The 25564-nt window shown below is 74.8% G+C and carries 16 protein-coding genes; 3 read left to right on the top strand and 13 right to left on the bottom strand.

Features of this window, described 5'->3' with window-relative positions:
• Nucleotides 1-861, top strand: an 861-nt coding sequence (locus AWW66_RS23015) for an O-methyltransferase (RefSeq protein WP_245648439.1), incomplete at its 5' end; no start/stop codon positions are given.
• Here the strand turns inward: AWW66_RS23015 and AWW66_RS23010 are convergent.
• The 13 genes from AWW66_RS23010 to AWW66_RS22950 all read right to left on the bottom strand — a co-directional run bounded on the left by AWW66_RS23010 (nucleotide 839) and on the right by AWW66_RS22950 (nucleotide 22597).
• Complete coding sequence (locus tag AWW66_RS23010; RefSeq protein WP_067370240.1) at nucleotides 839-1930, bottom strand: HAD-IIIC family phosphatase; 1092 nt, start codon at nucleotides 1928-1930, stop codon at nucleotides 839-841. The genes AWW66_RS23015 and AWW66_RS23010 overlap by 23 nt on opposite strands.
• A gap of 68 nt (nucleotides 1931-1998) precedes the next feature.
• A complete protein-coding gene (locus AWW66_RS23005; RefSeq protein WP_245648438.1) occupies nucleotides 1999-3114 on the bottom strand; it encodes an acyl-CoA dehydrogenase family protein in 1116 nt (371 codons plus the stop codon).
• The gene (locus tag AWW66_RS23000) at nucleotides 3098-3400 is read right to left on the bottom strand and encodes an acyl carrier protein (RefSeq protein ID WP_067370234.1); all 303 of its coding nucleotides are present in this window, start codon (nucleotides 3398-3400) and stop codon (nucleotides 3098-3100) included. The genes AWW66_RS23005 and AWW66_RS23000 overlap by 17 nt, the downstream gene beginning before the upstream one ends.
• Nucleotides 3397-4311 carry a 3-hydroxyacyl-CoA dehydrogenase family protein gene (locus AWW66_RS22995; RefSeq protein ID WP_067370252.1) on the bottom strand — a complete coding sequence of 305 codons (915 nt, stop codon included), beginning with the start codon at nucleotides 4309-4311 and terminating at the stop codon, nucleotides 3397-3399. The genes AWW66_RS23000 and AWW66_RS22995 overlap by 4 nt, the downstream gene beginning before the upstream one ends.
• Nucleotides 4312-4406: 95 nt before the next feature.
• Entirely contained in the window at nucleotides 4407-5600 is a 1194-nt protein-coding gene (locus AWW66_RS22990) for a Rieske 2Fe-2S domain-containing protein (RefSeq protein ID WP_067370230.1), read from the bottom strand.
• 4 nt (nucleotides 5601-5604) lie between these two features.
• The gene (locus AWW66_RS22985; protein WP_067370248.1) at nucleotides 5605-7065 is read right to left on the bottom strand and encodes a cytochrome P450; all 1461 of its coding nucleotides are present in this window, start codon (nucleotides 7063-7065) and stop codon (nucleotides 5605-5607) included.
• A 46-nt stretch (nucleotides 7066-7111) separates the two neighbouring features.
• Complete coding sequence (locus AWW66_RS22980; protein ID WP_067370227.1) at nucleotides 7112-8119, bottom strand: 3-oxoacyl-[acyl-carrier-protein] synthase III C-terminal domain-containing protein; 1008 nt, start codon at nucleotides 8117-8119, stop codon at nucleotides 7112-7114.
• A 17-nt stretch (nucleotides 8120-8136) separates the two neighbouring features.
• Nucleotides 8137-14298 carry an SDR family oxidoreductase gene (locus AWW66_RS22975; protein WP_067370224.1) on the bottom strand — a complete coding sequence of 2054 codons (6162 nt, stop codon included), beginning with the start codon at nucleotides 14296-14298 and terminating at the stop codon, nucleotides 8137-8139.
• Nucleotides 14295-15809, bottom strand: coding sequence for an acyltransferase domain-containing protein (locus AWW66_RS22970; protein WP_169807160.1), 1515 nt, complete (start codon nucleotides 15807-15809; stop codon nucleotides 14295-14297). Before AWW66_RS22970 ends, AWW66_RS22975 begins: the two co-directional genes overlap by 4 nt.
• A gap of 169 nt (nucleotides 15810-15978) precedes the next feature.
• Nucleotides 15979-16230, bottom strand: a complete 252-nt coding sequence (locus AWW66_RS22965; protein ID WP_245648437.1) for a DUF5988 family protein — start codon at nucleotides 16228-16230, stop codon at nucleotides 15979-15981.
• An 81-nt stretch (nucleotides 16231-16311) separates the two neighbouring features.
• A complete protein-coding gene (locus AWW66_RS22960; RefSeq protein ID WP_083978792.1) occupies nucleotides 16312-19185 on the bottom strand; it encodes a helix-turn-helix transcriptional regulator in 2874 nt (957 codons plus the stop codon).
• Nucleotides 19186-20159: 974 nt separating this feature from the next.
• Nucleotides 20160-20753: an FHA domain-containing protein gene (locus AWW66_RS33930; protein WP_211272071.1), complete on the bottom strand. Its 594-nt coding sequence runs from the start codon at nucleotides 20751-20753 to the stop codon at nucleotides 20160-20162.
• A complete protein-coding gene (locus AWW66_RS22950; RefSeq protein WP_067370213.1) occupies nucleotides 20750-22597 on the bottom strand; it encodes a serine/threonine-protein kinase in 1848 nt (615 codons plus the stop codon). Before AWW66_RS22950 ends, AWW66_RS33930 begins: the two co-directional genes overlap by 4 nt.
• A gap of 366 nt (nucleotides 22598-22963) precedes the next feature.
• Here AWW66_RS22950 and AWW66_RS22945 point away from each other — a divergent pair, with 366 nt between their 5' ends.
• On the top strand, nucleotides 22964-24076 hold the full coding sequence (locus AWW66_RS22945) for an alginate lyase family protein (protein ID WP_157527742.1): 1113 nt from the start codon (nucleotides 22964-22966) through the stop codon (nucleotides 24074-24076).
• A gap of 55 nt (nucleotides 24077-24131) precedes the next feature.
• Nucleotides 24132-25564: peptidoglycan-binding protein (locus tag AWW66_RS34945; RefSeq protein ID WP_067370207.1), on the top strand; the 1433-nt coding region annotated here is incomplete at its 3' end.

Here is a 25564-nt window from a genome sequence, read left to right as displayed (position 1 = left end):
CCGGCACCGCGCCCGCCCGGACGGCGTCGCGCAGCCACCGTGGCCGGATCGGCCCCGCCCCGGACCACCCCCGGCCGTGCTCGCGGCGCGTTTTCCGGACCGATTGCCGACCGCCGGATTCGCCACGGCCGGAAAATCATCGGCACCGACGACAACAGACCCTTGAACGACCCCATTAACCAATCTAGAGTGGCCAATATGGCGAATCAACTCGGGATCGGTCCGGAACTCCTGGGATACGTCAGGGAACACTCGCTCCGAGAAGACGACATCCTCCGTGACCTCCGGGTGCGCACCACCGAACTGCCCGGCGGGGAGACCATGCAGGTGATGGCCGAGGAGGGCCAGTTCCTCGCCCTCCTGGTCGCCCTGACCAGGGCCACAGCCGTGTTGGAGGTCGGCACCTTCACCGGGTACAGCACCCTCTGCATGGCTCGCGCCCTGCCCCCGCACGGTCGACTGGTCACCTGTGACATCAGCGACCGGTGGCCGGAGATCGGCGCGGAGTTCTGGCACCGGGCGGACGTTTCCGAGCGCATCGAGGTCCGCGTCGGCGAGGCCGCGGAAATACTCGACACGATGATTTCCGACGGCGGTTCCAGCAGTTTCGACCTCATTTTCATCGACGCCGACAAGGCGAACTATCCGAGGTACTACGAACAGGCGTTGCGACTCGTCCGGCCGGGGGGACTGCTGGTGGTGGACAACACGCTCTTCTTCGGCCGGGTCCTCGATCCGCTCGCCGAGGACCCGGACACCACCGGTGTGCGCGAGGTCAACGCCCGCATCCGTGACGACCACCGGGTGGACGTCTGCATGCTCGCGGTGGCCGACGGCATCACGCTGGCCCGCCGGCGGTGAGGTCCGGGGCGGTCAGCCGCACCGTCGTGGGGGCCGGCCGCCGCCGCGCGACCAGGTGCAGCCGCTGGACGTCCCCGTCGGCGTCGCCGGCCACCCCGGCACGACAGTCGCAGGGCTGCTCGTCGAAGCCGGCGAACCGGTAGGTGATCTCCATGATCCGGTTTCGGTCGGTGGCCCGGAAGTCGGCCAGCAGGTGCACCCCGGCGCGGGCGGCCTGGTCGACCAGCCAGTTCAGCACGACCGTGCCCACCCCGAACGACACCACCCGGCACGAGGTGGCCAGCAACCGCAGGTGCCACACCCGGTCGGCCCGTTCCAGCAGCAGCACGCCGACCGCCCCGTGCGGCCCGAACCGGTCGGTGAGCGTCGTGACGAGGACCTCGTACCGGGGGTCGGCGAGCAGGGCGCGCAGCACCCGGTCCGGGTAGTGCACCCCGGTGGCGTTCATCTGGCTGGTCCGCAGGGTCAGCTCCTCGACCCGCGACAGATCCTCCGCCGAGGCCCGACCGATACGCAGCACCAGCTCCAACGAGCGCAGGAAGTCCTCGTCCGCCCCGGTGAACCGCGCCCGCTCGGCGGCCCGCCGGAACCCGGCCTGGTACATCTGCCGACGCCGGCCCGAGTCGACGGTCACCGTGGCCGGGCTGAACTCGGGCCGGCCGAGCAGCGTCATCGCGTGCCGCGCCTCGTAGCACCGCACCTGCGGCAGGTGGAAGGCGACCTCGGCCCGCTCGGCCGGCTGGTCGTCGATGAAGGCAACGGCGCCGAGCGCGAAGTCCAGCCGCTCGGCGATCCGCCGGACGGCGTCCGACTTGCGGCCCCAGCCGATCTCCGGGACAACGAAGTACTCCGCGAGGCCCAGGTCCTCCAGCCGCGCCCAGGCGAGGTCGTGGTCGTTGCGACTGCACACCGACTGCAGGATGCCCCGGGCGTCCAGGCCGGTGACCACCTCGCGGACCGCGTCGGCGAGGACGACCCGCTCGTCCTCCAGCAGCGTGCCCTGCCAGAGCGTGTCGTCGAGATCCCAGACCAGGCACTTCACGATGGTGGGTGCGACGGTGTCGGTCATGCTCCACTCCCCTGGTGCCGACGTTCCTCGGCGATCACGGGCGGGACGGGTCACCAGGCCGGGTGCCGTCACCACCGGCTGAGCACGTGGTCGGCCAGCAGGAGCTGGCACATCTCGGTACTGCCTTCGATGATCTCCATCAGCTTGGCGTCCCGGTACGCCCGCGCGACCGGGTGCCCGTCCTGCGCGCCGGCCGAGGCCAGCACCTGCACGGCCGCCGCCGCGCCCCGCACGGCCTGGCCGGCGCTGACGTACTTGGCCAGCACGGTGGCGGTGACCAGGTCGGTGGAACCGTCGTCCCAGCAGCGGCTGGCGTGCTCGCAGACCCGGGTGGCGACCTGCTCGGCGGCCCACAGCTCGGCCAGGTGCCGGGCGACGAGCTGGTGCCGCCCCAGGGGCCGACCGAACTGGTGCCGGAGGCCGGCGTGCTCGCCGGCCGCCGCCACGCAGGCCCGGAGGATCCCGACACAGCCCCAGGCGACCGAGATCCGGCCGTAGGTCAGGGCCGTCGTCGCCAGCAGGGACAGCGACTGCCCGCCGTCGCCGAGCAGGCTGCCGGCCGGCAGCCGTACCGCGTCGAACCGGACCTCGGCGTGCCCGGCCGCCCGGCAGCCCAACGGATCGGCCATCCGCCGGACCCGGACCCCCGGCGCGCCACGGGGCACCACCACCACCGCGCCGCCCTCGCCCAGCCGGGCGAGGACCAGGAAGAGATCGGCGTGGTCGGCGGCGGTCACCCACACCTTGCGGCCGGTGAGCAGCAGGCTGTCCCCGTCGACCGCGACGGTGGTCGTGACGGCGGACAGGTCACTGCCCGCCTGGGGCTCGCTGAAGGCCACCGCCGCCGTGTCGCCGGTGGCCAGCCGGGGCAGCAGCTCCGCCGCCTGCGCCGGGCCGGCCAGCCGCTCGACGGCCCACGCGGCCATGCCCTGCGAGGTCATGACGCTCCGCACCGAGCTGCACAGGCTGCCCACGTGGGCGGTGAACTCCCCGGTGTCCGCGCTGCTCCAGCCCGGTCCGCCGTACCGGGTCGGGATCTGCGGGGCGAGCTGGCCGGCCGCGCCGAGCTTGCGCACCACCTCCGTCGGCAGCCGCCCCGCCCGGTCCCACTCGGCGGCCCGATGGCCGACCAGCGCGGTGACCGCCGAGGCCGCCACCGCGACGGCGTCATTCACCACGGCCACCGGGGGCAGGCTGCCGGAGCCGGTCGACCAGCGCGGCCATCCGCCAGACGGTACGGAAGTTCTCCAGCCGCAGGTCGGTGCCGCGGATGGCGATGCCGTACGTCCGCTCCAGATGCACCACCAGCTCCATGGCGAACAGCGAGGACAACCCGCCGGAGGCGAAGAGGTCCGCGTCGGCGGTCCAGGGCTTCCTGGTCCGCGCGGTCAGGAAACGCAGCAGCTCGGCCTGGACGGCGTCGGAGCCGCCGGCGGTCTCCGGTACCGCCCGGTCGGACGACGTGGTCATGACAGTTCCCCCTCGTGCTCGTGGCGGTCTCCCTCGTACTCGTAGAAGCCGCGTCCACTCTTGCGGCCGAGATGGCCGGCCCGTACCAGCTCCAGCAGCAGGTCGCAGGGGCGGCACCCCTCGTCGCCGGTACGGCCGTACAGCACCCACAGCGAGTCGACCAGGTTGTCCAGCCCGATCAGGTCGGCGGTGCGCAGCGGACCCGTCGGGTGGCCCAGGCAGCCCTGCATGAGCTGGTCGACCGCCTCGACGGTCGCCGTGCCCGCCGCCACCACCCGGACCGCGTCGTTGATCATGGGGTGCAGGATCCGGCTGGTGACGAAGCCCGGCGCGTCGTCGACCACGATCGGGTCCCGGCCCAACGCGGCGAGCAGCATCCGCACCCGCTCCAGGGTGGGGTCGCCGGTGCGCGGGCCCCGGATCACCTCGACCGTCCGGATCAGATAGGGCGGATTCATGAAGTGGATGCCGATCAGGTCCACCGGCCGCGCCGTCGCCGGGGCCAGTTCGTCGATGGGGATCGACGAGGTGTTCGACACGATCGGCGTGCCCGGGGCCACCAGGGCGGAGACGTCCGCGAGCACCTTCGCCTTGGCATCGGGATCCTCGGTGACCGCCTCGATCACCGCGGCGGGGGTGGTGGCGGCCACCGTCGACAGTTCGGCCAGCGACAGGCCGGTGACCAGGTCGCCGGGCACGGCCTCCGGCGGCAACGCACCCATCAGTCGGGCCAGCCGTACCTGCCGGTCGACGCTGGCCGGGGCGGCGTCCAGCCGGCTCCGGTCCACGTCAACCAGCGTCACCGCGACCCCGTGCCCGACCGCCAGCGCCGCGATGCCCGTCCCCATCACCCCCGCGCCGAGCACGGCCAGCCACCGCCCGGCGTCGGGGGTACCGTTCTGCCCTGCCATCTCGTCTCCCTTCGTTCCGGCGCCGGTCGGCCCGGTGCCACGGTCGACCGGATCCGGCCCGGGGCCGGTGACGCCGCCCTGGACCGGTGGCGGGCTCACACCTCCGAGCGGTCCGCCGCCCGGTCGCCGGTCACCATCCCCTCGCCGGTGCCGTTCGGGTGCCCGTCGGCGGTGCCGTTCGGGTGCCCGTCGCCGTCGGCCACGGCGGGCGGACCGGCGGACCGGCGGACCGGTGCGGTCGGGCCGCCCGGGGGTTCCGAGTAGAACTGCCGGGCCCACTGCCGGTACCGGCCGATCGGGCCGTCCCCCCGGGCGAGCTTCGGTTGCTCGACGTGCTCCAGGTGGTGCCACATCAGCAGGTCCGCGCCGGTGTCCACGGAGGCCACCCGCTGGGCGATGCTGCTGAGCAGCCGGGCGACGGGCAGCGCGGCCGCCCGGCCGATCGGCTCCGGCAGGCCGGGGGGACCGGTCAGCTCCAGCTTGGTGCCGAACCGGAGGTGGATGCGTCCCGGACCGGCCGGCGTCGCGTGCAGCATGACGTAGAGGTTGCCCGCGTCCCGGGGCAACCGCGTCCGGGCCGCGATGGTGGCCAGCCCGATGACCGTGAGGGTGTAGGACTGGCGGATCCGGCGCATGACCGTGCCCCGGGCGGTGGCGGTGACCGTGGCGATCGGCTCCCCGGCCACCGGCGAGCCCTCGATGACGAGGTCCCGCAGGCCGTGCAGCGCCGGCAGGTGCCCCCAGTCGAAGGCGTTCTCGATGACGTCCTGCGGGTGGCCGGCGATGTCGAAGGTGTCGTGGCTGAACGGCTGCCGCCCGTCCATCGGGAAGACCGGCACCTCCCACTGCGGCGGGACGCCGAGGGCGTGCCACCACACGTAGATCGAGCCGTTGACCTCGCGCACCGGGTACCGGGTCAGCGACGCCTTCGGCGGCGGCAGGTCGTACCCGGTGCGGACGCAGGCGCCGGAGGGGTCGAACGCGAACTTGTGGAAGGGGCAGACGATGTCCTCCCCGTCGATCCGGCCACCGACCCCGAGGTGCGCGCCGAGGTGCGGGCACTGGGGTCGCACGGCCCGCAGCAGGCCCGCTCTCGTCCGGTAGACGACGACCTCACCGCCCATCAGCGGGCGGGTGGTGAGGGATCCGGGCCGCACCTCGTCGCTGAAGGCGACGCAGAACCACCCGTTCGGGTAGGGGCGGGTGGGCGCGTGCAGGCGGTCGGCCGGGGCGGCGGTGTGCCGGCGGACCGCCCGGCTCCGCAGCAACTGCTTCACCAGGGACTTCATGGCATCACTCCTCGTGCTGCACCGGGCAGGTTCCGGCGCCCGGTGGCGGGGATGGCGGCGCAGACACGGGCCGTGGCGCGGCGGCGGAGGACCCGGCGACGTCGGCGGCGACCCTTCGCCGGCCGCTGATGCGCAGGCGCAGTCCGCGCGAGCTGAGGCTGGTCTCCACCGTGGGCCGGAACGGCTGGTCGCCGACGGGTGCGAGCTGCCAACGGGCGACGACGGCGGTGAGGGCCAGGATCGCCTCGGTGAGGGCGAACTGGTCCCCGATGCACTTGCGGGCACCCGCGCCGAACGGGATGTACGTGGCCCGGTCGGGTGCGACGTCGCGCCAGCGGTCCGGGTCGAACCGGTCCGGCTCGGCGTACAGGTCGGGCCGGCGGTGGATGAGGTACGGGCTGAGCACGAGGGTGCTGCCGCCCCGCAGGCGTACCCCGCCGAGGTCGGCGTCCTGGGTGACGGTACGGGTCATCATCCAGGCGGGCGGGTACAGCCGCAGCGTCTCGGTGACCACCCGTCCGGCCAGGTCGAGCGCGGGCAGGTGCTCGGGCCCGAGGGGCCCACCGGCCAGCACGGCATCGGTCTCGGCCTGGAGGCGGCGCTGGACGTCCGGATGCGTGGCGAGCAGGTGCAGCGCCCAGGCCAGGGTGATGGCGGTGGTCTCCATCCCACCGAGGAAGAAGGTGAGGGCCTGGTCGGCCAGTTCGGCGTCGCTCAGCCGTTGCTCGTCGTCCCGGCTCTCCACGTCGACCGCCCCGACCAGCGCGGAGAGCAGGTCGGCGTGGTCGGTCGGGTCGGCCCGGCGGGCGGCGATGATCTCGGCGATGGTGGCCGACAGCCGGGCCCGGGCCCGGTCGTACCGCCGCTTCTTCGGCGTCGGTACCCGGCGCAGCAGGGCCGGCGTCATCATCCGGCGGAAGAACGCGCTCACCACGGTGTTGGTGTCGGCCAGGGCCTGCCGCACGGTCTGCGCCGGCAGCGCCCCGCTGAACATCGTCTCCATGGTGGCCCGGGTGGTGAGCATCATCATCTCCCGGGTGACGTCGAGGACCTCGCCGTCGCGCCAGGACGCGGCCGTCACCTCGGACGCGCGGGCGAACACCGCCGCGTACCCGCGCAGCCGGGCGGGATGGAAGGACGGCTGGCACAGCCGCCGCTGCCGCCGGTGCAGGCGGTACGGGCAGGTGGACAGGCCGTCGCCGATGACCTCGCGGATCCGGTCGTAGATCGGGCCGCCCTTGTCGAAGGTGCGGTCGTTGAGGAACACCTGCCGGGTCAGGGCCGGATCGCAGACCAGCACGGCGGAGCTCGGGCCCAGCCGGATGCGGACCATCCTCGGATGCTCGGCCAGGGACAGGATGAACGCCAGCGGGTCCCGCAGCAGGGGCAGGGCGTGGCCCAGCAGCGGCAGGGCACCCGGCGCGACCGGGATCGAGGCGACGGTCGCCGTCGTCGTGTCTGTCATGGACAACCTCGTTTCGATGGGGACCGGCCAGGCCGTACGGCGGCGCTCACCGGCGGGCCGCCACGCCGGCCGGCGCACGGGTGACCTCGACCAGGGCGGTGGTCCAGCGGAAGCCGAGCCCGAAGCTCACGACGAGGATCCGGTCCCCGACCCGCAGCGCGCCGGAGCGGAACATCCGGTCGAGGGCGAGCAGGACGTCGCACGGGCCGGCGTGGCCGAGGTGCCGGCCGAAGGTCCAGTTGGTGTCGTCGGCGCGGCGGTTGAGCGGCGGACCGGAGAGCACCAGGTCGAGCACGGCCGACCCGATCGCGATGGCCACCACGTGCGAGATCTCCGGTGGCGTCACGGCGGCCTCGTCGAGCACGGTCTCGATGCAGCGGCGGGTGGAGCGTTGCAGCACGTCGATGTGCGGCATGAGGCCGGTCTGTTCGGCGAGGAACCGCCGCCCGGAGTCGGCCGCCGCGCCCTGCTGCCCGGCCCGGGTGAGCACCTCCAGGTGCGGCGCCGTGGCCTGGGCGGTCGCCACCAGTCGGGCGAAGCCCGTCCCCCGGGTGAGCACGGCGGCGGCGCCGGCGTCACCGGCGACGTAGCCGATCTGCCGGACGTGGCCCCACCGCTCGTGCGGAAACCGGGCTCCGGCGGTGACCAGGGCGGCCGTGGCGGCCGGCCGGGCGGTGAGGTGTTCGGCGGCGGTGACGAGCGCGGCGGCTCCGCCGTCACTGGCGGCGCCGACCTCGATCCCGGTGGTGTGGGCGCCACCGAGCACCCGCAGCAGGTAGGGCGCGGGGGTGTAGTGGTCCTCGTCCTGGAAGGTGGCGTGCGCGAGCAGACTCACGTCGGCGCTGGCGACGTCCGCGTGGCGCAGCGCCCTGAGGGCGGCGCGGGCCGCCATCTGGGTCGCCGTCTCCCCCGTCGAGACCGCGGCCGAGGTGAACCCGTTGGCCACCGCCATGGACGGCGGCCCGCCCGGCGACGCGGGCCCGGCGTCGTCCTCGGGTCGGATCGGTGGTATCCAGGCGCCGGTACCGGCGATCGTGATGTCGTGCCACAACACCGCTGCCTCCTCGGCTGTCAGGACAGGGCCGGCTGGGGCTCGCCGGCATGCGGCCGGACGAGTCGCCCGCTGTGGTCGGTGGCGTGGGCGCTGACCCCGGTGATCCGGGCCAGCACCCGGCCGTCCCCGGTCAGGGCGGTCAGCGCTCCGGTGCCGAACGCGCAGTGCAGCCGGATCGTCGGGTGCGCCGCGCTGAGCTGACAGTCGTTGCCCGCCACGGCGAGGTCGACCACGTCGATGCCGGCCATCGGACCGACCAGGGGTGGACGGTCGCCGCGCGGGGGCAGCAGCAGCAGGTGCACCATCGCGTCCAGCAGGATCGCCGGCACGGTCATGCCGGCCAGGGCCGGGGCCCAGGCGGCGTGGTCCAGGCTGAACCGGGCGCTCGTCCCGTCCGGTCCCCGGGCGTAGTCGCTGGTGCCGGCGAACGGACCGCTGAGGGTGATCGGCAGGTCGGCGGAGTAGACCGGCATCGCGAAGTCGGGTTCGGGCTCGTGCGCCCACCCGTCGGCCGGCGTGGCGAGCGCGGGGAACCGGTCCGCCAGCAGCACCCTCGTCTCGCACAGCAGGTCGTTGAAGCGCAGGACCTTGCCGGTGCGGCCGATCCGGTGCGTGGTGATCCGGACGGACACCTCGGCGCGGTGCCGCTCGCGGCCGGTGACCCGGGCCTCGACGGCGATGGTGCGGGGTGGCCCGGCCTCCCGGACCGTCACGGAGGCCCGGCAGACCAGGTCGCGGAACCCGGTGACGACGAGGTCCGGGCAGAGGCGCCCGGCCGCGCTGGCGGCGGCCTCCAGGGCGAACGTGCCCGGGAGCACGTACTCCCCGTTGACCCGGTGGTGGCGCATCCACCGCCCGTCCCGCTCGGCCAGGGTGCGCGGCTCCCAGGTCTTGGTGAACACCGCCCAGGTGCGGCCGGCCATCAGGACGCCGTCGAGCAGCGGGCTGGTCAGCGACGGGTCCGGCACGGAGGGCGGCGGCGCGTCCGGTACGGGCATCGGCAGGTGGCCGCCGTCGTCTTCGGTACGGATCCCCCGGTGGCCCAGCAGGACCCGCTCCTCCTCCCGGATGAAGAACGCCACGCCACTGGCGGGTGGCCGGGTCACCACGGAGAGGAACTGGGCGCACCCCTGGGCGGTGCTGATGTAGGCGTCCATCCGGTTGCGCTTGAGCGTCTCCCGCATGGTGACGCTGCTGGCGACCCCGACCTCCCGCCACCCGCTCCAGAGGATCGCGACCTCCCGGTGTCCGGCCGGCGCGTGCCGCTGGGCCCAGGCGCTCGCGTACGCCAGGTACTCGTTGACCGCGCAGTAGTCGATGTCGCCGGGGGCGGGCGCCAGGGTGGCCAGGGTGCTGAAGGTGCACCAGAGCCGGGGCGGGCGTCCGGCCAGGGCCCGCCTGAGGTTGCGGTAACCGGTCGCCTTGGTGGCGCGGACCGCCCGGAAGTCGGTCAGGGTCTTGGCGTGCAGAGCGCGTGAGCGCAGGTCGAGGACGGTGTTGACGAGCAGGTCGATCCGGCCGTGCCGGTCGAGGATCTCGCCGAGGACGGCGGCGGTGCGGTCGGCGTCCAACACGTCGCACACCCGGTGGTGGACCCGGTCCGGTCCGCAGAGCCGCGCCAGCCGCTGCACCGTGCGGCGCACCTCCAGGCCGGCCTGGGCCTTCTCGTAGGCGGACCGCAGCTCCCGTACCGACGCGTCGGGACGACGCCGGCGTTCGGCGGCGATGAACTCGGCCTGCGGCGGCAGCGCGTCGTCGGTCGCCGGCAGCGGGGTACGGCCGACGACGTACAGGTACGGCCGGTCGCTGGTGCGGGCCAGCGCGTCGAGGAGTTCGGGGGTGATGCCCCGGGCCCCGCCGAAGGCCACCACGACCGCGCCGGGCGGCAGCGACGCCTCCCCCGGCCGGTACGGTGCCGCGCTGTCGTCGTCGGTGACGGCCAGTTCGAACCAGTCGTCCCCGACGCAGGCCAGGGTGTGCGTCGGTACCCGGGCGGTGCCGGCCCGCGCCAGCCGGTCCAGGGCGGTCGCGGCGTCCGGCGCGTCGGTGAGCAGGGCCACCCCGTCGCACTGCGGGACCTCGGCCCGCACGGAGCGGACGAGGCCGGTGAACAGCCCGCTCAGCGGGTGCGGCAGTCCGGCGGGTACCGCCCCGAGCAGGGCGACGCTGAGCGAGCCGCCGTCCCGCAGGGCGGGCAGCGCCGCCTGGAGGGTGGTGAACGCCAGGTCCTGGAGGTCCTCCGCGCGGGCGGCCTCGGCGTCGTCGGTGTCCTCGCCGGGGGTGGACAGCCGGGACAGCACCCGGATGTGGCGGGGGACGAACGGCAGCCCGGCCAGGGCGTCGGGGGCCTGCTCCGGCGGGACGTGCGCGGCGGGTCCGCCGTCCGGCCGGGGCGACCAGACGGCGATGTCCGGCCCGCCGGCCGCGGCGGCGAGGTCCGGGTCGTCGGTGATGACGACGCTGCCGGCGGGGACGGCCACGGCGGCCGTCTCCGGCCGTGGTGGGGTCGACGGACGGAGGTGAATGGTCTGCCGCCGGCCGGTGACCTCCCCGGCGTCCTCCGCCCCGGCGTCCGCGGTGGCGGTGGCCGCCGCCGCGGCCCGCTCCGGCACGGGGTGCGGCGGGGCCGCCCGCTGTGGCGTCGGGTCCGGCGGGGCCGCCCGCTGCGGGGCGGGATGGACGAGGTCTACCGACGCCGACCCGTCCCGGGGCGCGCGCCGCCGGTCCGGTTCGGCCGGTGCGGTGAACCGGATCAGCGGTGACCCGGTGGCGGTGGGGGTCACGACGGTGTCCGTCCCGGTGACGACGCCGCGCAGCACCGCCAGCAGGGCGTCCAGGGCCAGGTAGGTGTGGTGGGCGTCGGTCAGCACGGGTACCGCGTGCGCCGGGGTGGCCGGTTGCCCGGCGACGTCGACGGCCGTGGCGAGCACACCCAGGATCGGCAGGTGGTGCTCCCGCGCGGTGGACCGCCGGGTGATCGCCACGACGGCGGCGCCCTCCGCGACGGAGCGGCCGGCCGGCACGAGACCGGTGAGGTGGCGGTCCCAGCCGCTGATCGGTCGCAGGCTCACCGCGCCGACGAGGGCCAACTCGCAGGAGCGGTGGCGGAGCTGGCGCAGCGCCAGGTCGAGGGCGCAGTGGGTGGAGTCCCGGTGGGCGTAGACGCTGGTCCCGAAGCCCCGGATGTCGTAGTAGTTGGCCGCCCGGCCGGACAGGATGCAGGAGACCGCGCCGGTGAAGTCGTCCTCGTTCAGGTCGGCGGGGATCACCCCCTCGGCCTCCGCGAGCGCCTTGGCCAGGTACTCCTTGAGCGTCTGGGCCTGCGCCGGGTCGGGCAGGATGTCGAAGGTGGTGGCGCACTCGCCGGCGTGCACCCGCAGCGCCGCCCGGGCGTTGTGGGTGGTCGGCAGCGTCGCGCCCACCAGCACGGCCGTGTCGGGCAGGAGGCGGGCGCCCGGCTCGCCGAGGTCGGCCAGCAACGGGCCCAGGGCCTGGAGCACCATCAGGTGGGCGGGGTCCATGTGCTTCATCGTTCGCGGCGGGATGCGGACCTCCAGCGGCGACGGCAGCGGGTACGGCGTGCCGAAGCCGGCCTGCGGGGGCGGGCCGTCACCGCCCAGCCAGGCGGGCACCCCGGCGCGGTCCAGGCCGGGCAGGTGGGTGCTCCACCCCACGACCACCAGGTCCTCGGTGTCGGCGGGGCGGGTACCGTCGCCGCGCCGGCCGGCGGGGACAGCCACCGGTGGCCGGTCGGACAGGACCGCGTGGGCGTCCGCGCCGCCGAGGCCGAACGAGGACACCCCGACCACTCTCGGGCGTGCCCCGTCCGCCGGCCAGGGTGCGTCCACGACCGGTACCGTCAGCCGGGTGCCCTCGCCCAGCAGCGGATGGGGATCGGTGACCACGGGTTGACCGGGTACCGCGCCGTGCGCGAGGGCGACCAGCGCGTGGGCGACCGAGACCAGACCGGCCAGCACCCCGGTGTGCCCGAAGACCTGCTTGTTCGAGGTCAGCAGACACGGCCGGTCCCGCTCCCCCAACCGGGCGAGCAGCGAGCGCAGCTCCACCTCGTCGCCCACCGGGGTACCGGTGCCGTGCGCCACCACCCAGTCCACGTCGGCGGCCTCGACGCCGGCGTCGGTCCAGGCCCGCCGGATCGCCAACTCCTGCCCCCGCGTGGCGGGGGCGTGGATGCCCTTGCCCCGGCCGTCGGCGGCCAGGCCGGTGCCCAGGATGACGCCGAGGACCCGGTCACCGTCGGCGACCGCCCGCGCGTACGGCTTGAGGGTGAGCATGACGGCGCCCTCGCCGATCAGGGTCCCGTCGGCCGCCCGGTCGAAGGGGCGGACCCGGCCGCTGGTGGTGATCCCCTGGGCCCGGCAGAAGAGGGTGAACCCGATCGGCTCGATCACCGAGGTCCCCCCGACCAGGGCCACGTCGCAGCTCCCCTCGCGCAGCGCCTTGACGGCCGCGTCGAGGCAGAACAGGCCGGTGGCGCAGGCCGCGTCCAGGGTCAGGTGCTGCGCGTCGGCGGGGACCAGTCCGCGCAGGGCGTGGCGGGACACCGAGGCGGGCAGGTACGCCTTCGGGTCGCCGCCGTCGCCGCCGTAGTAGGTGCTGACCGCGTGGTCGGCCAGTTCGGCGAGCCAGTCACCGTCGCCGCTGGACGGGATCGTCTCCCGCAGCAGACGCCGGTACTCGTCACCCAGCACGACGCCCTGCTCGCCGAGTCCGGTCTGGTCGTGGATGCCGGTGGTCGCGGCGAGCCACCGGTCGCCCGGGTGCCGGCGTACCCCGGCCAGCGCCTGCACGGCACAGTGCCGCAGCCAGCGGGTGGTCCGGGGCCACCCGGGGTGGCCGAGGTTCCCGTCCGGTTCGGCGACGGAGGCGGGGTCGGGGACGAAGTCGTGGATGTAGCCGGCCTCGCGGACGTAGAAGCTGTCGGTGGCCTCCGGACTGGGCGACCAGAAGTGGTCGAGCTGGAAGGCGGACGGTTCGCTGGAGAGCAGGGCGCCCTCCCGCAGCCGGTCCCAGAACTCCGCCGGGTTGTTCGCGCCGGGCAGGGCCAGCCCGAGACCGACCACCGCGATGGCCCCGGGGTCCACCGGGCCCGTACGGTCCGCGACGGCGACCGGCGCGGGGGCGGGGTCGGGGTCGGGGGCCGGCGCGGCGACCGGCTGGGCGACCGGCGCGGGTGACGGCTGAACGATCGGCGCGGCGACCGGCTGGGCGACCGGCGCGGGTGACGGCTGGGCGACCGGCGCGGGGGTGGGGGCCGGCGCGGCGACCGGGGCGGGGACCGGGTCGGGGGCCCGCTCCGGTGTGCTCGCTCCGGCCGGCGGGGCCGGGCGGGGGCGGGCAGCCGCCCCCACGTGGGCGGCGAGCTTGCTGTGCAGCCGCAGGCCCTGCATCCCGCCGATGCCGATACCGCCGTCGGCGACGATGGTCTGCCCGGTGATGAACCCGCTGTCCGGGTGCAGGAGGTGGACGATCAGGTTGGCGGCCTCCGGCGTCGAGATGGTGCGCCGCATCAGGTCACTGGTGCCGGCCGGGTCGCCGAGCGCCGCCGCCGGGTCGTCGAGGTTGACGACGATCTCGCTGGCGACGGAGCCCAGCAGGACGGTGTTGACCCGGATGTCCTTCTCGACCAGGTCGAGGGCCAGGTAGCGGACCAGGGACTCCAGGGCGGCCTTGGTGACCCCGCCGGGACCGTAACCGGGCACCGGTTGGTGCGCCCCGACGCTGGACAGGCAGACGATGTTCGCTCCGGGGCGGCCGGACATCAGCTCGGCCGCCCGGCGGGAACAGTGGTAGGCCGCCATCACGTTGGTGGACCAGGCCCGCTGCCAGTACGTGTCGTCGATGTCGAACAGGGGCAGGAAGGCCCCGCCCGCCGCGTTGTTGATCAGGATGTCCAGGCCGCCGTGCCGGTCCCGGACGAGGTCGAACATCCGGTCGATCTCGGCGGTCTTGGCCACCGAGGCGCGGATGAACTCGCAACTGTGCCCGGCCTGCTCCAGCTCCGCCCGCAGCCGCGTCGCCTGCTCGACCGAGTGGAAGTAGTTGACGATCACGTGGGCGCCGTCCCGGGCCAGTCGACGGACGATGTCCGCGCCGAGGCTCTTCGCGGCACCGGTCACCAGGGCGATCCGGCCGTGCAGGCTCTCCGTGGCGGTCATCGTCCGGCCGCCTCCGCCCTGCCCCGCACGACGGCCTCCGCGATCCGTCGCAGCGTGCCGACGGTCAGCAGGGAGGCGTTCGACCGCAGGTCGGGCAGGTCGAACCGGTCGGCCACCCGGCCGAGCAGGGCGACCTGCTTGAGCGATTCCACCCCGAGGTCGGCCTCCAGGCCGTCGTCCTCACCGAGCAGCTCCGGCGGGTAACCCAGGTAGTCGCCGTACAGTGCCTGCACCTCGGCCAGCACCGCCGCGTACTCCGGCCCGGCCGTCGTCGGCCCGGCCGTCGTCGGCGCGGGCTCCGGCGCCACCACGGCCGGCGCGACCGGCGCCACGGGTACCGGAGCGACCGGGGCCACGACCGCCGGGGCGACCGGGGCCACCGGGGCGGCGGGAGCTGCCGGGGCCACGGGCGACGGGGCGACGGGGGCGGGCGGCGCGGGGTGGGCCGCCGGCGCGGTGGGGGCCGCCGGGACCAGGCTGACCGGCGGGGGTCCGCCGACGCGGATCACGGGGCGGTGCGCGTCCTCCGGTACCGCCGTCGGCCGTGGCCGGGCGGGGCCGCCGTCGGTGGGCCGGGTGACCAGCGCCCGCACCGCCTCGACCGGATCACGCTCGCTGAGCGGGACGACGCAGTGCACCCCCGGGACCGAGGCCTCGACGAACCTGGAGACGACCGGCCACTCCCCACACTCCACGAAGGCGTCGGCGCCGGCGGCGTGCAGGGCCCGTACCGTGTGCAGCATCCGTACCCGGGCGGTGAGGGCGCCGGCCACCAGGTCGACCGGGTCGTCGTCGCCGACGTCGCGCCCCAGCCACGGCGAGCAGACGCGCCAGCGCCCGCCGCCGTACGGCACCCGTGGCGCGGTGGTCAGCAGCTCCCGCGCGGCCGACGCGACCGCCGGGGTGTGGGTCGGGTGCGGGACCTCCAGGCGGACGCTCGGCCAGCCGAGCGCGTCGGCCACCCGCTCCGCCTCCTCGATCAACCGGATCGGGCCGCTGAGGACGCTCTGCCGTGGCGTGTTCTCGCACGCCAGAACCAGGTGGGGATGGCCGATCAGACCGGCGAGCGACTCCGCCCGACGACCGTCCACTCCGACCGCGAGCATCTTGCCGTCCCAGCCCTGCCGGGTCAGCACCTGGGACCGGGCCACCGCCAGCCGCGCGGCGTCCGCCACGGACAGGTGCCCCGCGGCGGCCAGGGCCCACAGCTCGCCGATGCTCTGCCCGACGATCGCGACGGGCTCGACCCCCTCGGCGATCAGCATGTGGTACGTCGCGATGCTGACCGAGAAGATCTCCAGGTACTGCACCTCGGGGCTGTGCCGCCGCTCGCCCTGCCCGTCGTCCTCGACGAGTCGGGCGCTGATGTCGGGCAGCCCCATCTCCCGGGCCGCCTTGTCGATCCGGGCCAGTGTCTCGCGGACGGTCTCGTAGCGGCTGTGCAGATCACGCAGGATGCCCGTGCGGGGCGCGGCCACCGTGCCGGGCATGACGAAGACAGAATCCACCATGTGCGTCACCCTCATCTCCGTCCCGCTGGGTCGGCGCTGTCGGCTCGACCAGCCGGGACCTGACACGCCGTGACGGCGCACTGACATTCGACGACGGACGTGGTCCGGACTTCGCCCACGCCGTGGCCCGCCCCGACCGGATCCGGTGGTGTCCGGGGCGGGTGGACGGCTACTCGGCGATCCGGGAGCGGTAGGTCCAGCGGAAGACGAGGCGTCCCGACTCCTCGACGTCGAGGCGTTCGAAGTGCTCGTAGCCGCCGTTGTACGGGATCTTCACCTTGGGCAGGTCCGGCGGGACCCACTGCCGCCGGATCTCGGGCGGGAGGCCCGTCGGGCCACCCTCCAGTTCGATCTGGACGGCGGCGGGCTGACCGGTGGTCACGTCCCCGGTCGCCGCCCCCGCCTGCGCTCTCGCGGTCATGTGCTCAGCGTGCCGGGTGTGGACGGACAAGACATGCGTCACCTGACGCAGGAAACAGGTCGGCGTTCGTCGATTCAATCGTCATCTCGCTCCGGTCTGCGGCTCGGCGTGCCGCAGCACCTCGCGGGCGATCTGGACCCGGCTGTGCAGACCGAGCTTCGCGAGGGCCCGGGAGATGTGCGTCTGCACCGTACGCCGGGCCAGGAACATGCTGGTGGCGATCTCCGACGTCGAGCGTCCCTCGGCGACCTGGACGGCGATCCGCCGCTCCGTGGCGGTCAGCGCCGCCCAGCCCGACGCCGGCCGGGAGGCGCGGGGACCGCTCGCGCCACGCCGGACGCCCTGCCGACGCAGGCGGGCCTCGGTGCGCCGGATGTCCCACGGGGCGTTGATCCCGGTGTACAGCTCGACGGCCTCGGCGGCCACGGCCCGGCACTCGGCGGCCATCCCGTGCCCGGCGAGGACCACCGCGAGATCCTCCAGCGTCGCGGCCAGCTCGATCCTGGGCCCCGCCGACCGGTAGTGCGCGACGGCCGCCCGCAGCGGCTCGGGGTCGTGGGTGGCCAGACCGACGCAGCGCAGCTGCATGGCCGCGGCGCGGCCGGGCACCCGTTCGGCCTCGGCCTCGGCCCGACCCAGGTCCAGCACCGCCGCCACCGTCGCCCGGTCGTCCAGCGCCTGCGCCAGCCGGATCAGGTCCGCCAGCCACTGGTGGGTGAGCGTCATCTCGCCGGGCCACCGGTGCAGCAACGGGCTCAGGGTCGACAGCGCCCGGCGGAGGTCACCCTGCTGCTCGGCGCGCAGGGCGCGGGCGACCAGCAGGAAGTCTCTGCTCTCCCGGTCGGCGACGCTGTCCAGTGGCCCGTCTGCGCCGGACCGCAGGTGCTCCTCCACGCCAGCGTGCTCCTCGCGGCGGACGGCGATCAGCGCCGCGACACCCCGCCCGAGCAACGCGGGGCCGCCCCGGCGCAGGCCCGCGTAGGAGAGGCTCGACGGCTCGTCGGCGACCCGGGCCAGCGCCGCCCGGGCATCGTCCCACTGGCCGCACCAGTAGAGCAGGACCGCCTCCGGCACGCCGGTGGCCACGCCCGCGCGGTACCCCGCGCGGCGGCGGATCTCCCCCGACTGCCACAGCGCCGTCTCGGCCTCCGCCCAGCGGGACAGGTTCTGGAGGCTGAACATGCGCCAGTGCACCGCGTACATCTCCAGGTCCGGGTGTTCCGGGTGCCCGGCGAGCACGGCGAGCGCCCGGTCGGCGTGGCGGAGGGCGGCACCGTGGTCGCGCCGCACCGAACTGGTCAGCGAGAGCACGGTCGAGGCGTAGGCCGTGGCGTACGGGTCGCCGGAGCGTTCGCCGGCGGCCAGCGCGCCACGGGCCGTGGCGTCGGCCTCGTCGAGCGCGCCGGCACCGGCCCGCTCGACCAGCGCGAGCGCCGCCAGCAGCCGCCCGCGCCACGGGTCGGACAGGTCCGGCCGGGCGAGCACCTGGCGCAGGACCACCTCGGCCTCGCCGGTCCTCCCGCGCCGGTTGAGCGCGCGGACCAGCAGCCAGCACATCTCGCAGCACTCGTCCGACCCGGTGGCCACGGTGACCGCCTCGCGGGCCCGCTCGGCGGCCTCGTCCCACCGGCCCACCGCGTGCAGCGCGCGGGCCAGCGCGACGACGAACGCCGGCCGGCGCCGGTCGTCGGGGGGAAGCTGCCCGAGTTGCGTCTCCAGCAGCCGGACGGCGACGGCCGGGTCGCTCGCGGTCAGCGCCGGTGCCCAGGTCTCCAGCCAGTCCGGCACCCACTGGCTCTCGACGACACCGGCGGCCAGCAACTGCTGCGCCACCGACACCGGGCCGGTGCCGGCCGCCGCCAGTTCCCGGGCCAGGTCCAGGTGCAGCGCCCGGCGCAGCGACAGCGGGATGGTGTCGTAGAGCGCCTGACGGATCAGCGGGTGCCAGAACACCATGCGCTCGCCCGAGCTGGCCAGGATGCGGGCCGCGACGGCGCTCTGCAACTCGTGGGCGAGCTGGCGCACCGGCCGGCCCAGCACGACGCTCAGATCGGTGACGGCGAACTCGGTGCCGAGCAGCGCGGCGGTGCGGACCGTGTCCGCGGCGGCCGGCACCAGGCTGAGCCGGGCGACCAGGGAGTCGGTGAGGGCCGGGGGGACCCGGTCGGCGCCGCCGTCGCAGAGGTCCGCGTGCCCGTCCACGACCTCGATCAGGTTCTCCCGCAGCAGGACGTCGACCAGCTCCCGCAGGTGCAGCGGGTTGCCCATCGCCGCGCCCGCCCACTGGGTGAGGGTCGCGCCGGGGGGTGCCCCGAGGAACTGGGCCAGGAAGTCGGCGACCTCCTCCTCGTCGAACGGGGCCAGCCGCAGCAGGTGCTCGTGGCTACGACCGACGGCGGCCGTCCGCCCCGGCGGACGGGCCGGGTCCTGGCTGTGGGCGGCGACCAGCAGCAGGGGAGCCTGCTCGGCGTGCGCGGCCAGGCGCCGCCAGACCACCGTGGACGGCCCGTCCATCCGGTGCGCGTCGTCGACGATCAGGACGGTCGGCGCGACCGCGCACGACTCGTCGACGAGCGCGACCAGCATCTCCGCCACGGCGGCCAGGGCCGACCCGGTGGCGGACAGCGGCGACGGCGGCCGGCGCAGCGCCTGGGTGATCTCCGCGCGCAACGGATCCGTGCCCTGCCGGACACCGAGACAGGTCAGCAGGACGCTCAACGACGACTGCTGGGACAGTTGGTCGGCGGTGGCACGGAACACCTGGTACCCACGGCCGGCAGCCTCCGTCGCGGCAGCCGTCAGCAGGGCCGACTTGCCGATCCCCGGCTCGCCGACCAACCACAGCACCGAGCCGGCCCCCTGCGCCAGCCGCGCCACCGCGGTCCGCACCACGCGCAGCTCACGCTGTCGCCCGACCCACACCTCTGACCCGGACTCCGGGCCTATACCGAGCATTCTCACCGAAGACAGTTCGCCGCCGGAAAGAACGTTCGGCGACGGAATTCCCACCTGAACCTCAGGTCGCGAAACGGCGCACGACGACCAGCAGCGTCGTGCCACGCCACACCCGGGTCCACGTTATGAACACCACCAGAAGGCGACGGAACAGCGGGCCGCACCCTGGTCAAAATCAATCTCGGACATCACTTCCCACAACACCGATCAATGCCGGGCCACGGCCGCCAACCCTTGATCGAAAACACCGGTCGGACGGAAACGACGAGCCATCGGGTCGACCACGTGCGCCACCCGGCCCGGCAGCACAATTCTATTCTTGGCAGATCCACGGAGGTGTCATCCAGGTTAATTTCACCGGAGAGTCCGGACCCCGTTCCTCGACATCCGAGCCGACGGGTCGTCCACCTCGGCACGGCCCGACAGGGCGCAAAGATCCCCTGGTGGGGACAGGGAGAGATCGCGGGTGGCCCGGACGGTGCCGAGGCCGGCGCACCCGCCGGCGCCGTCGGCCCGTGGACACCGTCCGGCCGCGCGGACAATCCTTTTCCCATGCCCCGCACGAGCCATCCCGCCGATTCCACAGACGACCCGAGTCGGCACCGAAACATCCGGAGACGATGGTGTCGACCAGACCATTACCGACGGGTCAGCCGCGACCCCGCCCCCGATCACCGCTCCGGGCCGGGCGGGAGCGTGCCGCCACCGCGCGCGGCACCGTCGCGACCACGCCGCCCGCGACGGATCACCGGCACACCGCAGTTCGCACCAGCCCACCCGAGCACGCCATCAATCCCCCACGTCGGAATCACCACAACAATCCGCAAAGACGGATCTCGATGTTACAACACACCCCACCGAAGCCGGTAGCCTTGAGTGAGATCACCATCGCCCTCGGTGATGTCCGCCGGAGGGTGACGGCCCGGCACCCGACCGGCGCAACACACCCGGGAGGCCGTGGACGGTGACACCGGTCAGCCGGGGCCGGCGACCCCCCGCCGGACGGCCTCCCCGGCCAGCCGGGACCGCCGCCGGTCGTCGTTGCCGGTCAGGCCGAACTTGTCGTACAGCCGGGACAGGTGCTTCTTCACCGCGCTCTCGGTGATGTGCAGCGCGGCGGCGATCGCCCGCACCGTGGGCGGCTCGGGAAACGCCGTCCCGCCCATCACGTACGGCCGGCAGAGCACCGCGACCACCTCCTGCTCGCGGGGGGTCAGCGGGGGCGGCGGGGGCGGCGGCTCCACCCCGACGGTCCGCGTGCCGCTCTGCCCCGCCGGGGCGTGGAAGACCAGGCGGGCCGGCCCGACCTCGACCCGGTCCCCGTCGCGCAGGATCTGCGCCGGACGCAGCGGGCTGCCGTTGACCGTGGTGCCGTTCGTGCTGCCCAGGTCCCGGATCGACCAGCCGGCGGGGAACCGCTCCACCAGGGCGTGCAGCCGGGACACCAGCTTGCTGTCGATGGTCACCTCGTTGCCCGGCGCCCGCCCGATGGTGATCGCGTCCGTGGTCAGCGGCACCAGGCGCACCGTCCCCTTCAGGTGGACCTCGAAGTACCCGCCCACGCTCACCCGCAGTGCGGCCCGGTGGTCGCCGTCATCGACTCTCCGGTCAGCCGGTGGATCAGGGTGACCGTCGCCACCGTGCAGCCGCCGTCGACCGGGAACGGCGTCGTCCACAACTCGTGCGGTTGCCCCTGCGCCCGCTGCCGGGCCCCGCCGTCCCCGGTCTCCGGGCGGACCGCCAGGTCCAGCAGCCACGTCCCGCCGCCGGGCTGCGCGGTGTCCCGGTACTGCTGCCACACCCAGACGTACGCCATCGTCGCCCGGCACCCCGGCGACCAGTACTGCTTCACCGACAGGGCCCGCAGTCCGCCCGCGTGCCCGTACGCGGAGGGCCCGACCTGGAACGCGTCGTCGTAGCAGCGGCCCGGCGGCGCGTCGTCCCTGCTGGCCGGGCGGAGCCGGCCCGCGCCGACCACCCGGACGTGCAGCGGGTGCGCCCGCCCGGCCACGGTCACCGCCAGCAACGGCGCCCGCACCCCCGGCTCCTGTGGCGTGAAGACCACCCGCACCTCGCAGCGCTGCCCCGGGGCCAGGTCACGCGCGGTGCAGCCCTCGCCGGTCAGCCGCAGGTCGCCGCCGTGCGGGCCGGCCGGCACCACCCCGGTCAGCCGGACCGCCCGGGTGCCGCTGTTGCCGACGGTCACCGTGTGTTCGTCCGATGAGGCGTGCACCTCCTGCTCGCCGACGGCGAGTTCCGCCGGCACCGTCACCCGGCCGGTCGGGGAGGGCGCCGCCGACCCGGCGACGGCCAGCACCGAGGCCACGGCGACCAGCATCCCGACGGCACGGGCCACCGGTCGGCCACGGAACCGCCGGGGCCGCGCGACGGTCGCGGTGAGGTCGGGGGCGAGGGCGGCGCGGCGGGCGGTCAGCGAGAACCGGGGCCGGGTCGGCTCGCCGGCCGGCACCGTCGTGGACTCCGCGCCGAGCACGAACGGCGTCACCGCGAGCCCCGCCGCCCGCTGCGCCTGCCGCAGCTCCTGCGCGAAGACCTCGACGGACGGCTGCCGCTGCCGGGCGTCCTTGGCCATGGCCCGCTCCAGGACCACGCAGACGGCCTCGGGCACCCCGTCGGGCCGCAGGTCGGGTACGGGGTCGACGGCGATCCGCCGCAGCAGGTCGGCCTCGGAGTCGGCGGTGAACGCCGGGGCGCGCCGGATCCAGTGCAGCACCGTCGAGGCGAGGGCGTAGACGTCCGAGGCCACCGAGGCGGGCTCGCCCCGCAGCACCTCCGGTGCGGCGTGCGGCACGCTCGCGGTGACCCGCCGGCCCGCCGCCGGGACCTCCGTGTGCGGTCGGGCCAGGCCGAAGTCGGCCAGCTTCGGCTCGCCGTACCGCGAGACGAGGATGTTGCCGGGCTTGACGTCGCGGTGCAGCACGCCGGCCCGGTGCGCGGTCTCGAGGGCGCCGGCCACCGCGATGCCGCCGGCCACCGCCGCCGCCCAGGGCGGCTCCGCGACTGCCGCGCCGGGCACGGTCGCCGGGGCCGGGGCCGGGGCGGCCAGCCGGTCCGCCAGCGAGCCACCCTCCTCGTACGCCATGAGCAGGTACGGGTTGCCGGCGACGGTCCGCCCGGCCTGGTGCAGCGTGACGATGTGCGGATGGTCCGACAGCCGGCCCAGCGTCCGCAGCTCCCGCTCGAAACGGGCTCGGGACGGGCCGTGCCAGTCCGCGGCGAGCACCTTGACCGCGACCCAACGGTCGAAGTCCGGCTGCCACGCCCGGTAGACGATCCCGAAGCCGCCCCGGCCGACCTCCACCGCGTCCACGCACCCGGTGACGCCCAGGTCGAGCCCCCGGCCGCCAGCACCCTCGGCGGGGCGGGGCACCGTCTGATCAGTGTGGACCATCGCGGTCCATTATGACCGAGGCGTCCGACGCGCCTGTCGACGCACCGGCAGCGGGCCGGCGCGCGACCCGGCGGACCCCCCCTTTCGCCCGCCGGGCCACACGGGCACCCGGCCGCCGCCTCGTGGCGTCGGCCCCTCCAGCACAGCGCCGACGCTCGGCTGCCACCAGGTGACGAACCGGGGACGGTTTCCTCCCCCGGCACGGTGGGGTGGCGGACCGGGGAGGTTTCGCTCCCCACCTCTGGCTCGTGGCCGAACCCGGCCCTAGCGTGGGGCACCCAGCCCCTCCCGCACGACGTCCACCGCGCACCGACGGCACCGCCAGCCGGTACGCGGTGACCTCCCCTGCCCCGAAGGAAGCCGTTCATGCCATCTGATCCGGTCCCGAGCAGAGCCAGCCGCCGGACGTTCCTGCGTACCGTGGCGGTCGTCAGCGCCGGGGTGAGCGCCACGAGCCTCGTCGGCACGTGGGCGGCGCCGCCGGCACGGGCCTCGGCCGTCGTCCATCCGGGCCTGCTGCACACCGCCGCCGGCCTCACCGACCTGCGGGCCAGAACCGGCGCGACGAGCGCGCCGTGGGCGTCCGGCTGGAGCGCGGTACGGGCGGACGCCCGGTCCCGCCCCGGGCGGACGGCCACGCCGGTGGCCACCCTGAACACCGGTGGCCCCGGGGAGAACTGGACCCACCTGCTCGACGACGCGCACACCGCCTACCAGAACGCGGTGCTGTGGCGGCTGACCGGGGACACCGCCCACGCGGACACCGCCCGCGACATCCTCAACGCCTGGTCGCAGACGCTCACGTCGGTCTCCGGCGCGCCGGAACTCGGGCAGACGTCCGGCATCTACGGTTTCGTGCTGGCCAACGCCGCCGAACTCGTCCGGGACCGGCCGGGCTTCGACACGGCCCGCTTCGGCACGATGCTGACCGACGTCCTGTACCCGGTGAGCCACGCCCACCTGACCGCGCCGGACGAGTCCTGCACGTCCTCGTACGCCACGAACTGGGAACTGGCCCACATCGCGTCGGTGCTGGCCATCGGGGTCTTCTGCGACGACACCGCCATGGTCGACCAGGCGACCGCGCTCGTCACCGACACGCCCCGGGTCATGCACGCCATCCCCTACGTGTGGGACGGCGGGCACTCGGACCGGTACTCGGTCACCGGGCTCGGCCTGCTCGCGGTGATCTGCGAGATGGCCTGGAACCAGGGCCGTGACCTCTACGCCAGCCACGACAACCGGCTCCTCGCGGCCAGCGAGGACGTCGCCCGGTACGAACTCGAGCCGACGCAGACGCCCACCCTCGGCACCTGGGGCACCTCGGCGACCAGCCCGGCGTGGGCGCTCGTCCACGGTCACTACGTGACCCGCCGGGGCCTGTCCGCCCCGCACACGGCCGTGCTCGCGGACCGGGCGATCGCCGAGGGTGGCGGCTTCGACCGCCTGGGCCTCGGCGCCGCCGCCTACACCCTGTAGCCACTGGCCCCCCTTTCCCGAGTCCGCCGGTCATTCGACAGAGAGAAACGCCGCCATGAAATTCGTCAGCAGAGCCGCGTGGGGTGCCCGTCCGCGGGGAACGAACAACGATCCGCCGATCACCGCCAACCGGGGCGTCAAGATCCACTGGGTCGGGTCGCTCTACCCGATCCAGTGGCTGCACTCGCAGTGCGCCGGGGCCGTGCGGGGAATCCAGCGCGACCACCAGCAGGGCAACGGCTGGTCGGACATCGGCTACAGCCTGGCGGTCTGCCGGCACGGGTACGTCTTCGAGGGCCGGGGACTGAACCGCCAGTGCGCGGCCAACGGCGACTCCCAGCCGGGCCTGAACCGCGACCACTACGCGATCCTCGCGCTGACCGGCCGGGGCCGCTCCTGGTGGGGCAGCTCCGGAGGCGGCATCTGGGACACCGCCCCCACCGCCGAGATGAAGCAGGGCATCCGCGACGCCATCACGTACCTGCGGCACTACGGCGGCGCGGGCACGGAGATCCGCGGCCACCGGGACGGGCACCCCACGGAGTGCCCCGGCGCGGAACTGTGGGACATGACCCGGGACGGCACCTTCGAGCCCGGCAACAGCGGACCGGTCGAGTACGTCACCGCGCCCGGTGACACGCTGGGCTCGGTCGCCCGCAAGTTCAACGTCCCGTGGGGCACGCTGGCCACCACGAACAACCTGCCGATGGTGGTGACCGAGAGCTACGCGTTCGTGGTCGGCACCCGCCTGACGATCCCGAGCCGGGGATCGAGCCTGGACCCCCAGACCGGGGGCAGCACCCCCGTCGGCGGCCACGTGCCGTTCCCCGGCACCGAGTGGTTCCAGGGCCGGCCCAACAGCCGCATCATCACCGCCATGGGCGTCCGGCTGGTCCAGGAGGGGTGCAACCCGTACCGGATCGGTCCGGGCACCCAGTGGTCCGACGTGGACCGGGACGCGTACGCGATGTGGCAGCGCAAGCTGGGCTTCACCGGCCCGGACGCCGACGGCTGGCCGGGCCGCACGTCCTGGGACCGGCTGCGGGTGCCCGCCGAGGGCGGGGTCTCGGCCGGCCCGGTCGGCTACGAGCCGTTCCCGGGGGCCGCCTGGTTCCAGGCCAACCCGACCAGCCCGGTGGTGACCGCGATGGGCGTCCGCCTGGTCGCCGAGGGCTGCGGCGCGTACCTGTCCGGCCCGGGGCCCCGGTGGACCGGCGCGGACCGCACGTCGTACGCGAACTGGCAGCGCAAGCTCGGCTTCACCGGCGCCGACGCTGACGGCTGGCCCGGCCGGACCACCTGGGACCAGCTCCGGGTGCCCCGCCAGGGCTCCGGCTCCTACGAGCAGGGCGGCGCGCCCGGCAGCACCTACGAGCCGTTCCCCGGGGACGCCTGGTTCCGGGCCCAGCCGAACAGCTCGGTCGTCACCGAGATGGGCCGCCGGCTCATCGCCGAGGGCTGCGGCCGGTACACGGTCGGCGCGGGCCC

Origin of the sequence: Micromonospora rosaria (genome assembly GCF_001567585.1) — a bacterium.
GTDB classification, from domain to species: domain Bacteria; phylum Actinomycetota; class Actinomycetes; order Mycobacteriales; family Micromonosporaceae; genus Micromonospora; species Micromonospora rosaria.
The sequence above is the reverse complement of the archived record's forward strand: the minus strand, read 5'-3'. Positions and strand labels throughout refer to the sequence as shown.

Coding starts and splice junctions, on each gene's coding strand:
- AWW66_RS23010 (WP_067370240.1), bottom strand. CDS start 1,930: ATGACCGACACCGTCGCACCCACCATCGTGAAGTGCCTGGTCTGGGAT.
- AWW66_RS23000 (WP_067370234.1), bottom strand. CDS start 3,400: ATGACCACGTCGTCCGACCGGGCGGTACCGGAGACCGCCGGCGGCTCC.
- AWW66_RS22995 (WP_067370252.1), bottom strand. CDS start 4,311: ATGGCAGGGCAGAACGGTACCCCCGACGCCGGGCGGTGGCTGGCCGTG.
- AWW66_RS22990 (WP_067370230.1), bottom strand. CDS start 5,600: ATGAAGTCCCTGGTGAAGCAGTTGCTGCGGAGCCGGGCGGTCCGCCGG.
- AWW66_RS22985 (WP_067370248.1), bottom strand. CDS start 7,065: ATGACAGACACGACGACGGCGACCGTCGCCTCGATCCCGGTCGCGCCG.
- AWW66_RS22975 (WP_067370224.1), bottom strand. CDS start 14,298: ATGACCGCCACGGAGAGCCTGCACGGCCGGATCGCCCTGGTGACCGGT.
- AWW66_RS22970 (WP_169807160.1), bottom strand. CDS start 15,809: ATGGTGGATTCTGTCTTCGTCATGCCCGGCACGGTGGCCGCGCCCCGC.
- AWW66_RS22965 (WP_245648437.1), bottom strand. CDS start 16,230: ATGACCGCGAGAGCGCAGGCGGGGGCGGCGACCGGGGACGTGACCACC.
- AWW66_RS22960 (WP_083978792.1), bottom strand. CDS start 19,185: ATGCTCGGTATAGGCCCGGAGTCCGGGTCAGAGGTGTGGGTCGGGCGA.
- AWW66_RS22950 (WP_067370213.1), bottom strand. CDS start 22,597: ATGGTCCACACTGATCAGACGGTGCCCCGCCCCGCCGAGGGTGCTGGC.
- AWW66_RS22945 (WP_157527742.1), top strand. CDS start 22,964: ATGCCATCTGATCCGGTCCCGAGCAGAGCCAGCCGCCGGACGTTCCTG.